Source organism: Methylorubrum podarium (genome assembly GCF_022179745.1).
In the GTDB taxonomy this organism is placed as follows: domain Bacteria; phylum Pseudomonadota; class Alphaproteobacteria; order Rhizobiales; family Beijerinckiaceae; genus Methylobacterium; species Methylobacterium podarium.
This window is the reverse complement of record NZ_BPRD01000186.1, coordinates 1-10,685: the sequence shown is the minus strand read 5'-3', so window position 1 is coordinate 10,685 and position 10,685 is coordinate 1. Positions and strand designations below refer to the sequence as shown.

The following is a 10,685-nucleotide window of genomic DNA, read 5'->3' as shown; positions in this document are numbered from 1 at the left end:
GCATCGCTGTCCGCCCCCTTCTTCAGCCCCGCGCAAGCGACACCGTGTCCAGTGCGCATGAATTCGAAAGTCAACGAGGTCTCAGCATGAGTCTCATCGGCGTGCTCCGAACCGGCGTCTCCGGGATGAACGCTCAGTCGAACCGCATTTCGACGGTGGCGGAGAACATCCAGAACGCCAGCACCACCGGCTACAAGCGCACCTCGGCCGAGTTCTCGTCGCTGCTGCTCGATTCCGGCGATGTCGGCAACTACAACTCGGGCGCGGTCGAGACCACGCTGCGCCGGTCGGTGAGCGAGGGCGGTCCCATCGCCTCCACCAATTCCGACAAGGATCTCGCGATCCAGGGCAACGGCTTCTTCGTGGTGAGCGACGCCGCCGGCGCGCCCTTCATGACGCGGGCCGGCAACTTCGTGGTCGACGGCAAGACCGGCAACCTCGTCAATGCCGGCGGCTTCACCCTGATGGGCTACAGCCTCGCCAACGGCACCCCGAACCCCGTCCTCAACGGCGTGGCCGACCTCAAGCCGGTCAATGTCAGCGTGATGGGGCAGGAGGCGCGTCCCTCCACCTCCGCCACGATCAGCGGCAACCTCTCGTTCGAGACGCCGGTCTACGATCCCCTGGCGACGGGCGCCGTCGGCTACTCGAAGAAGAACTCGCTCAAGGTCTACGACAACGTCGGCCAGCCGGTGACCCTCGACGTGCAGATGACGAAGACCGCCGCCAACACGTGGTCGGTGAGCTTCATCAACCCCGCGGCACCGACTCCCCCCGTCGGCTCGACCACGGTGACCTTCGACGGCAACGGCAAGGTGAGCGGCGGCGGATCGGCCGTCGTGAACGTGCCGAACGGGCGCAGCGTCACGGTCAATCTGGGCGGGCTCACGCAGCTCTCCGGCGACCACAATCTCTCCGGCACCGCCGACGGCTCCTCGCCGACCGCGGTGAGCGGCACCGCCTTCGGCGAGGACGGCACGGTCTACGCGGTCTATTCCGACGGCACCCGCAAGGCCGCCTTCAAGGTGCCGCTCGCGGACGTGGCGAGCCCGGACAACCTCACGCCGCGGGCCGGCAACGTCTTCACCACCAGCGCCGAGTCCGGCGACATCCAGATCGGCTTCGCCGCCCAGGGCGGGCGCGGCATCATGAAGGCCGGCGCGCTCGAACAGTCCAACGTCGACGTCAGCACCGAGCTGACGACGATGATCGAGTCGCAGACGGTCTACACCGCCAATTCCAAGGTGTTCATGACGGGCAACGAGCTCCTCGAAACCCTGATGAACCTGAAGCGCTGACGCGCCGCATCCCCTCGCCCGTTTCGCCGCGCCCGCGCGCGGCGGCGCATCCGGCTGCGCCGGCCCGACACCGGCGCAGCCGTCTCGTACCGCGTCCCAGGAACCGACCGATGGGTCTCACCCTCGCGCTCAACACCGCGCGCGCCTCGCTGCTCGCGACCTCGAACCAGATGGCCGTGTCCGCGCGCAACGTCGCGGGTGCGAACGATCCCGGCTATTCGCGCAAGGTCGCGACGCTGGTCGCCGGCAGCGCGGGCGGCGCGACGGTGACGATCACCCGCGCGGGCGACCCGGCGCTCTATGCCCGCACGCTCGCCGCCTCGTCCGACGCCGCCCGCGGCGACGCGCTGCTGACCGGACTGACGAAGCTCGCCCAGACCATCGGAGACACCGACGACCCGACCGCGCCGGCCGCGCGGCTCTCGACCTTCCAGGCCGCCCTCCAGGCCGCCGCCAACCAGCCCGACAACGCGCAGCTCGCCCGCGACGCGGTCGAGGCGGCCAAGGCTCTGGCGGGAAGCCTGAACCAGGCGGCGGACGCGGTCCACGCCGCGCGGGCGGAGGCCGATGCCGGCATCGCCGACTCGGTGACCCGCATCAACGACCTGCTCGGCCGGTTCGACGCCGCCAACCGCGCCGTCGTCAAGCTGACGGCGCTCGGCGGCGATGCCACCGACGCCCTCGACGACCGCGATCGGATCCTGACCGCCCTGTCGCAGGAGATCGGCGTGACCGCCGTGGCCCGTGAGGGCGGCGACATGGCGCTCTACACCGATGGCGGCGTCACCCTGTTCGAGCGCGGCCCGCGGACGGTCGCGTTCTCCCCCACCGCCACCTTCGCCGCCGGCACCGTGGGCGCAACCGTGACCATCGACGGCGTGCCGGTGACCGGGGCCGCCTCGCCGATGCCGCTCGCCTCCGGGCGGATCGCCGGGCTCGCGAGCCTGCGGGACGGGGCGGCACTGACCTACGAGGGGCAGCTCGACGCGCTGGCCGGCGGCCTGATCGCCGCCTTCGCGGAAAGCGATTCCGTCGGGGCCGACGGGGGTCCGCGGGCGGGCCTGTTCACCGCGGGCGGCGGCGCGATCCTGCCCGCAGCCACGGCCGCCGGACGCACCGGCCTCGCGGCGTCGATCACGATCAACGCGGCGGTCGATCCCGCCCGGGGCGGATCGCTCGCCCTGCTGCGCAGCGGCGGCATGAACGGCAGCGACTACGCCGACCCGGCGGCGGCCGGCGACGCGGCGTATGCCGGCCGCCTCCGCGGTCTCCTCACAACGCTCTCCGCCGCGCAGCCGGTCGATCCGGCGCTCGGATTCGGCGCGGCCTCCAGCCTGCCCGACCTCGCCGCGGCCTCCGCGGGATGGCTCGAAGCGCAGCGCAAGGACGCCTCGATGACCGCCTCCTACCAGAAGACCCTGCTCTCCCGCGCCACCGAGGCGCTGTCGAACGTCGCCGGCGTGAACGGCGACGACGAGACCGCGCTCGCGCTGCAGCTTGAGCGCTCCTACAGCGCCTCGGCCAAGCTCATCTCGGTCGTCAACGACCTCCTCAAGACCCTCCTCGACGCGGTGCGGTGATACGGCGATGATGACGACCGGCTTCATCTCGAGCCTCAACCTCTGGAACGCGCCGCGCACCGGCATCGGGCGTCTCCAGGCCGATCTCGCGACCGCGACCAAGGAGATCAGCACCGGCCGCTTCGCCGATGTCGGTGCGGCGCTCGGCGGCGGCGTCGCCGGGGCCTTCGGCCTGCGCGGGCAGAGCGCCGTGCTCGCCGCGCTGACCCAGAGCAACACCGCCGCCTCGCTCCGGCTCAACGCCACCCAGACCGCGCTCCAGGAGATCCAATCGGCCGCCGAGGCGACGCTCAACGAACTCACCGCGCTCCCCGCCGACCAGCGCGCGGCGATGGCCGCGGAATCGACGCGCGGTCGCCTCGCCGCGCTGGCGGGTACCCTCAACACCAGCGCGGGCGGCCAGTTCGTGTTCGGCGGCACCAACAGCGCAACGGCGCCACTCACGCCCTACGAGGGCATCCCGGCCTCGCCCGCGAAGACGGCGGTGGACGGCGCCTTCGTCAACTTCTTCGGCTTCGCCCCCGGCGATCCGGCGGCGTCCGGCATCACCCCGGCCGAGATGAAGGGCTTCATCGACGGCATGCTCACCGGCCAGTTCACGGAGGTGAATTGGAGCGGGACGTGGTCGGAGGCGTCGAGCCGGACGATCGACAGCCGGATCTCGCTGACGGAGACCGTCACCACCTCGTTGAGCGCGAACGCCGAACCGTTCCGCAAGCTCGGCATGGCCTACGTCATCGCCTCGGGGCTCGGCCTCACCGGCCTGTCGCAGGATGCGCAGGCGGTGGCGATGGGCAAGGTCACGGACCTGCTGGGCGAGGCCAGCCGGAGCCTCACGACGATGCGGGCCGATCTCGGCCGGGCGCAGAGCCAGATCACGGAGGCGAATGCGCGCATGGCCAAGCAGACCGCGCTGCTGACCGGACAGATCCGGGACCTCGAAAGCGTCGATCCGGCGGAAGCCAAGTCCCGGGTCGATGCCATCACGACCCAGATGCAGATGTCCTACGGGCTGACCGCGCAGCTGCGCAGCCTCAGCCTGATCAACTTCATCTCCTGAACGCCCGCTTTTTCGAAACCGAGTACGGAGCGTAGGCCCCGATGTATCGCCTTTCCTATGCCGAGATCATGGAAGACGCGCCCGACCTCGGCCGCGAGCGCGAGCGCGAGGCGTTCGACCGGGCGCTCGGCCTGCTGCGCACGGCCGAGGCACAGGGCTCGCGGGCCGGGCCGGAGCGGCACGCCGCGGTCGGATCGATCCAGAATCTGTGGAACGTGCTGATCGCCGACCTGCTCGACCCCGAGAACGGCTTGCCCGAGGGTCTGCGCGCCGACCTCGTCGCCATCGGCCTGTGGAACATGCGCGAGGCCGGGGAGGTGCTGAGCACGCCCGAGCGCAGCCTCGCGGCCCTGATCGAGGTCAACACCTCGATCCGCGACGGCCTGCAGTGAGGGGCGGCCGATGACGCGCGAGACCGGCCGGGCCGCCGCCCGCACCATGCACCTGAACCTGAAGGCGGGCGAGCGCGTCTACATCAACGGCGCGGTCGTGCGCGTCGACCGCAAGGTCGCGCTCGAACTGATGAACGACGCGACCTTCCTGCTGGAGGGCCACGTCCTCCAGGCGGAGGAGGCGACGACGCCCCTGCGCCAGCTCTACTTCGCGGCGCAGACCATGCTGATCGCCCCGGCCCAGACCGGCCCGGCCCGGACGCTCTACGCGCAGATCGAGGAGGGCATCCTCGCCGCCACGACGGAGCCGGCCATCCGCGACGGCTTGGCGGCGGCGCACGCCCTCGTCGAGGCGGGCCGCGCCTTCGAGGCGCTGAAGCTCATTCGCGGCCTCTACCCGGCGGAGGCCGACCTGCTCGGCGCCGGCCGGCCCCTCCCCGAGGTGCCGCCCGCCGCCCTCGTTCCGCCCGCCCGGTCCGGCCCCCGCCGCCGGCCGGCGATGCGAGCCCGGCCGGCTCTTCCCTCCGACAAGGCCTGACCCATGGACGTCACCAGCACCGGCACGACCACCGGATCCACCACCGCCGCCGCGGCGAAGGCGGCGACCTCGGTCGCCTCCAAGATGAACGCCGACACCTTCCTGCAGCTGCTGATGGCCCAGCTTCAGAACCAGGACCCGACGAAGCCGATGGACTCGACGGAATATGTCGGCCAGCTCGCCTCGTTCTCGCAGGTCGAGCAGGCCACCAAGACCAACCAGAAGCTCGATTCGTTGCTGACCTCCAGCTTCCTGAACCAGGCCGACGCGATCATCGGGCGGACGCTCACCTCGGCGGACGGCCTGACGACCGGCACGGTGCAGTCGGTGCGGGTCACCGGCGACGGCGTGATGGCCAAGCTCATCGACGGCCGCGAGATGCTGCTCGCCTCCGGCATCTCCATCAGCTAGTCACGCATCCCATGAACGAGGTCGACGCCCTCGAACTCGTCCGGTCCGCGATCTGGACGGTGCTGGTCGCCGCCGGCCCCTCCGTCGGCGCGGCGATGCTGGTCGGCATCGCGGTCGCCCTGCTGCAGGCGCTGACCCAGGTTCAGGAGGTGACCCTCACCTTCGTGCCGAAGATCGTCGCGATCCTGCTGGTGATGCTGGTGACGGGCACCTTCGTCGGCTCGCAGATCTACGCGTTTGCCGAGATGACCTACGGGCGGATCGCGACGGGATTCTGAAGGATGCCGGGCCAGGACGGCGCCGCGAAGACGGCGGCGAAGGCGGGACCGGGCGGAGAAAGCTGTCGAGACCTGGCCGCCCGGTCCCTCACGAGAGCCTTGACCTTGGGGAAGGGTGAAAGCTTCTGCGTTCTGATCTTAGCATCGGTGCTGCCCGTTGGCAGCACGCGATGCGATGGCCTGCCATGCGTCGATTAACAGTGAACAGGCCGCTGTAAGCGATTGCATGTGACGGCGCGTTCGATCGGGCACGGAACGGCGAGGCCGTTCCGTGCCCGATGCGTTCTGGATCGTGCCCCGCGCGGAGCGGGGATCAGGCCGCGCGGACGGTGGCCAGGAAGCGATCGACCTCGCTGGTGAGATGCTCCGACTCGCGCGACAGCTCGGAGGCCGCCGCCAGCACCTGGCTCGCCGCCGCACCCGCCTCCTCTGAGGCATGCGCCAGGCCCACGACGTTGCGCGTCACCTCCGTCGTCCCAACCGAAGCTTGGGACACGTTGCGCACGATCTCCTGCGTCGCCGCGCCCTGCTGCTCGACCGCCGCCGCAATCGTCGCGGCGACCGTGTTGATCTCGCCGATGCGCCCGGTGATCGAACCGATCGCCGAGACGGCCCGCTCGGTGACGCCCTGGATCTCACCGATCTGGCCAGCGATCTCCTCCGTGGCGCGGGCGGTCTGGCTGGCGAGCTCCTTCACCTCCGTCGCCACCACGGCAAAGCCCCGGCCCGCCTCGCCCGCACGCGCCGCCTCGATCGTGGCGTTGAGCGCCAGCAGGTTCGTCTGCGAGGCGATGTTGGAGATCATGTTGACCATATCGCCGATCCGCGCCGAGGTGCGGCTGAGTTCGCGCACGAGCTGACCGGTCTGGTCGGCCTCCGAAACCGCGTTCTGGGCGAGGCCGGCGGAGCCCTGGACCTGCCGTCCGATCTCCTGGACCGACGCGCCGAGCTCTTCGGCCGCCGCCGCGACGGTGCCGACGTTGCTCGCCGCCTCCTCCGCCGCCGCCGCGACGGTGCCCGACTGGTTCGCCGTCTCGCTGGCGGTCGAGGACATCTGCTGCGCGGTCGCCTGAAGCTCGGTCGCCGATGAGGACACCCGGCCGACGATGCCACCGACCGCCCGTTCGAAGCCGTCGGCGAGCTCGATCATGGTGCGGCGGCGCTCGGCGGCGGCGGCCTCGTCGGCGATGCGGCGCATCTCGGCCTGCTCAGCAGCCTTCTGCGCGACCATGGCCTTGATGCCCTCGACCGCCCGGCCGACGGCACCGATCTCGTCGCCGCGGGCGGCTTCCGGGATCCGCGCATCGACGTCGCCGTCCGCCATGCGCCGCAGCACAGAAACAAGGCTCGCCAGCGGACGGGAGATACCGAAGATCGTGATCGTCGCCGCAAGTCCGATCGCGGCGAGGAACCCCAGCACCGACGCGAGCGTCAGGACGATGCGGGCTTGGCTGGCAGCCTGATCGGCCTCCTGCTTGGCCTTGGCGAGTTCGGCCGTGAGGAGGTCGATCCGCGGTTGCACTTGGTCGCGCAGCTTCGCGCGTGCAACTGACCCTTCCATCAGGAGAAGTCGGCTGGACGCCTCGTTCTCGTTGCGCAGGCCCATCTGGAGAGCCCGATCGGTGATGGAGAAGAAGGCTTGGACCGACTGACGCAGATCTTCGTTCGCTCGACGCCGCTCGGCGTCCGCGGCGAGGGCGATCAGCCGATCGCTGGCTTGATAGGTCGAAGCGACGGCCGCTTCGTAGCGCTTCCGGTACCCGTCCATCTCACTCTGGCGAGTCTCGATGATGATGTTGCGGACTTGGACGCTCGCTTCGTTGACGTAAATCCTGACCGACAGGATGTTTTCAAGCCTTGCCGCCTGGAAATCGACGATCTGTTTTGTTCTTTCGGCGAGTCCCGATATAGTACTATAAGCGTAGAATATCATGCCTATAGAAACAAACAGAACAGCCAGTATCGGCACGGCTGATTTAGTTATCAGCCTCGTATTAGCCAGGATCTTCATGTTGCCCCCAACATTACTGGATAGAAGCGAGCTTTGCTCGGATTACTACCGTTCGTAGAAAATCCTTTCTCTTTTGATAACATTTTCGTGACCACCTGTTTGCCACGCGATCCGGCAGGCGATTGCCCTCCATCCCGTGCAAACTTGCCACGCCACCACCGACCCGACCTTGAGAGAAGCGGTTCACGCCGTGGCGGTGAGCGAGCGCTCGTCTTGATCCAGAGCTCCTCCCGACTCGTGGCGGGCGGCGACTTCGGGGTCGGAATCGTCTCCTTCGTGATGCCGATCCCGGTGAGCGTCCTGATCACGACAAAGGGCGCGCAACGATATCCCCGTTCCGCGCCCTCTGCTTTTCGGCGACGCTCCGCGCCGAGCGCGGGTCAGGCCGCGCGGACGGTGGCCAGGAAGCGATCGACCTCGCTGGTGAGATGCTCCGACTCGCGCGACAGTTCGGAGGCCGCCGACAGAACCTGGCTCGCCGCCGCGCCCGCCTCGTCCGAGGCCTGCGCCAGGCCCACGACGTTGCGCGTCACCTCCGTCGTCCCGGTCGAGGCCTGGGCCACGTTGCGCACGATCTCCTGGGTCGCCGCGCCCTGTTGCTCGACGGCGGCGGCGATCGTCGCGGCGACGGCGTTGATCTCGCCGATGCGCCCGGTGATCGAGCCGATGGCCGAGACGGCCCGCTCGGTGACGCCCTGGATCTCGCTGATCTGACCGGCGATCTCGTCCGTCGCGCGGGCCGTCTGGCTGGCGAGTTCCTTCACCTCCGTCGCCACGACGGCGAAGCCGCGTCCCGCCTCGCCCGCGCGCGCCGCCTCGATCGTGGCGTTGAGGGCGAGCAGGTTCGTCTGCGAGGCGATGTTGGAGACCATGCTGACCATGTCGCCGATCCGCGCCGAGGTGCGGCTGAGCTCGCGCACGAGCTGACCGGTCTGGTCCGCCTCCGCCACCGCGTTCTGCGCGAGGCCGGCGGAGCCCTGGACCTGCCGCCCGATCTCCTTGACCGAGGCGCCGAGTTCCTCCGCCGCAGCGGCCACGGTGCCGACATTGCTCGCGGCCTCTTCCGCCGCCGCCGCGACGGTGCTCGACTGGCTCGCCGTCTCGTTGGCGGTCTGGGACATCTGCTGCGCGGTCGCCTGAAGCTCGGTCGCCGATGAGGACACCCGGCCGACGATGCCGCCGACCGCCCGCTCGAAGCCGTCGGCGAGCTCGATCATGGTGCGGCGGCGCTCGGCGGCGGCGGCCTCGTCGGCGATGCGGCGCATCTCGGCCTGCTCGGCGGCCTTCTGCGCCACCATGGCCTTGATGCCCTCGACCGCCCGGCCGACCGCGCCGATCTCGTCACCGCGCTTCGCCTCGCGGATCGTCGCGTCGATCTCGCCCTGGGCCATGCGCTGGAGGACCGCGACGAGGCTGGCCAGCGGCCGGGAGACACCAAATATCGTGATGACGGCGGCAAGTCCGAGGGCGAAGACGAAGCCCAGTGCCGACGCGATGCTGAGGATCAGGCTCGACCGGCTCGCAGCCCGCTCCGCATCATCGCGTGCGCCGACGAGTTCCTCGGTCAGTCGATCGATACGCACTTGGACGGTCTCCCGCAGCTTGGCACGGGCTTCAGCCGCCTCCGTCAGCAGAATCTTGGCGGCGGCATCGTTCTCGTTTCTCAATCCCAGCTGGACGGCGCGTTCGTTGACGGCGAGCATGCCCTCGGCGACTTTACGGAACTCCTCGTTCGTCCTGCGCCGATCGGGGGTGTCGGCGAGTTCGATCAACCGATCGACCGTTCCCAGCGTGGAAGCCACTGCCGCGTCATAGCGTTTCTTATAGTTGTCCATTTCCTTCTGCCGAGTTTCAAGGATAATGTTGCGCGCCTGGATAGCGAGTTCGTTCGCATGAATTCTGACTGTGAGTATGTTTTCCAGTCGTTTGGCCTGGACATCGACAATCTTCTTTGTCTGAGCAGACAAATCATTGATTGTTTTATAAGCATAGAAAATCAACCCGATCGAAACCGAAATTAATAAGGCGATCGGCAAAGCTGTTTTGATAGTCAATCTCGCATTATCCAGGATCCGCATGGTCCGCTCCGAGAGTTGTGCGAGGATGACCCCAACATCGACGCAACACCACTCCTGCTAGAAATCAGTTATCAAATGATAAAATCCGCGTGATCGCATCACGTTTCCGCGATGATGGTGCGAACTTGCATGAGTGCGAGGTCCGCATAGCCCGTCCTCGGCGGCGTGATCGATCTTGCGACCGCGCAGCCCGGCCGGCCATCCTGATGCAACGCGACATCCTCCGCGCACCCGCCTCCCCATCCCCGCGCAAGCTTGCCGGGCCACAAGCGGGCTGACCTGAGGGGAACGGTTCACGTCATGGCGGTGAGCGAGGCGCTCGTCCTGGAAAAGCGGTCGCGGCGCGACTTCGGCTTCGCGGCCGGCATCGTCGCGATCCTGGCGGTGCTGTTCCTGCCGGTTCCGGCCGTGCTGATCGATGTCGGCCTCGCCTTCTCGATCGCGCTCTCGGTGCTGATCCTGATGGTGGCGCTCTGGATTCAGAAGCCGCTCGAATTCTCCGCCTTCCCCACCGTGCTCCTGATCGCGACGCTGCTGCGGCTGGCGCTCGGCATCGCCACGACGCGCCTGATCCTCGCCAACGGCCAGAAGGGCGTGGACGCCGCCGGCCACGTCATCCAGGGCTTCTCCCAGTTCGTGATGAGCGGCGATTTCGTCATCGGAATCGTCGTCTTCGTGATCCTGATCACGGTCAACTTCCTCGTCATCACCAAGGGCGCGACCCGCATCGCCGAGGTCGGCGCCCGCTTCACCCTCGACGCCATCCCCGGCAAGCAGATGGCGATCGACGCCGACCTCAACGCCGGGCTGATCGACGACAAGGAGGCGCAGCGCCGCCGACGGGAGCTGGAGGAGGAATCGGCCTTCTTCGGCTCGATGGACGGCGCCTCGAAATTCGTGCGCGGCGAGGCGGTGGCCTCGCTCATCGTCATCGCGGTCAACGTGTTCGGCGGCGTCATCATCGGCACGACGCGCCACGGCATGCCGCTGGGCCAGGCCGCGGACGTCTTCGTCAAGCTGTCGGTGGGCGACGGCCTCG

Annotated in this window: 10 protein-coding genes; 8 read left to right on the top strand and 2 right to left on the bottom strand. The window is 68.6% G+C overall.

What is annotated here, in order from left to right:
• Nucleotides 1-86 precede the first annotated feature (86 nt).
• The 7 genes from MFF42_RS10085 (at nucleotide 87) to MFF42_RS10055 (ending at nucleotide 5,557) form a co-directional block, all read left to right on the top strand.
• Complete coding sequence (locus MFF42_RS10085) at nucleotides 87-1,298, top strand: flagellar hook protein FlgE (RefSeq protein ID WP_238255624.1); 1,212 nt, start codon at nucleotides 87-89, stop codon at nucleotides 1,296-1,298.
• A 110-nt stretch (nucleotides 1,299-1,408) separates the two neighbouring features.
• Nucleotides 1,409-2,878: a flagellar hook-associated protein FlgK gene (gene flgK, locus MFF42_RS10080; RefSeq protein WP_238255623.1), complete on the top strand. Its 1,470-nt coding sequence runs from the start codon at nucleotides 1,409-1,411 to the stop codon at nucleotides 2,876-2,878.
• 7 nt (nucleotides 2,879-2,885) lie between these two features.
• Entirely contained in the window at nucleotides 2,886-3,938 is a 1,053-nt protein-coding gene (locus MFF42_RS10075) for a flagellar hook-associated family protein (protein WP_238255622.1), read from the top strand.
• A 41-nt stretch (nucleotides 3,939-3,979) separates the two neighbouring features.
• Entirely contained in the window at nucleotides 3,980-4,330 is a 351-nt protein-coding gene (gene flaF / locus MFF42_RS10070) for a flagellar biosynthesis regulator FlaF (RefSeq protein WP_238255621.1), read from the top strand.
• Between the two features lie 46 nt (nucleotides 4,331-4,376).
• On the top strand, nucleotides 4,377-4,868 hold the full coding sequence (gene flbT, locus MFF42_RS10065) for a flagellar biosynthesis repressor FlbT (protein WP_373875172.1): 492 nt from the start codon (nucleotides 4,377-4,379) through the stop codon (nucleotides 4,866-4,868).
• 3 nt (nucleotides 4,869-4,871) lie between these two features.
• Nucleotides 4,872-5,279, top strand: coding sequence for a flagellar hook assembly protein FlgD (gene flgD, locus MFF42_RS10060; protein ID WP_238255619.1), 408 nt, complete (start codon nucleotides 4,872-4,874; stop codon nucleotides 5,277-5,279).
• An 11-nt stretch (nucleotides 5,280-5,290) separates the two neighbouring features.
• Nucleotides 5,291-5,557 carry a flagellar biosynthetic protein FliQ gene (locus tag MFF42_RS10055; RefSeq protein ID WP_012452597.1) on the top strand — a complete coding sequence of 89 codons (267 nt, stop codon included), beginning with the start codon at nucleotides 5,291-5,293 and terminating at the stop codon, nucleotides 5,555-5,557.
• Nucleotides 5,558-5,870: 313 nt separating this feature from the next.
• On the opposite strand, the gene MFF42_RS10050 is transcribed toward MFF42_RS10055, so the two are convergent.
• Entirely contained in the window at nucleotides 5,871-7,568 is a 1,698-nt protein-coding gene (locus MFF42_RS10050) for a methyl-accepting chemotaxis protein (RefSeq protein WP_238255617.1), read from the bottom strand.
• Between the two features lie 380 nt (nucleotides 7,569-7,948).
• Nucleotides 7,949-9,646, bottom strand: a complete 1,698-nt coding sequence (locus MFF42_RS10045; protein WP_238255616.1) for a methyl-accepting chemotaxis protein — start codon at nucleotides 9,644-9,646, stop codon at nucleotides 7,949-7,951.
• A gap of 300 nt (nucleotides 9,647-9,946) precedes the next feature.
• Here MFF42_RS10045 and MFF42_RS10040 point away from each other — a divergent pair.
• Nucleotides 9,947-10,685: FHIPEP family type III secretion protein (locus MFF42_RS10040; protein ID WP_238255614.1), on the top strand; the 739-nt coding region annotated here is incomplete at its 3' end.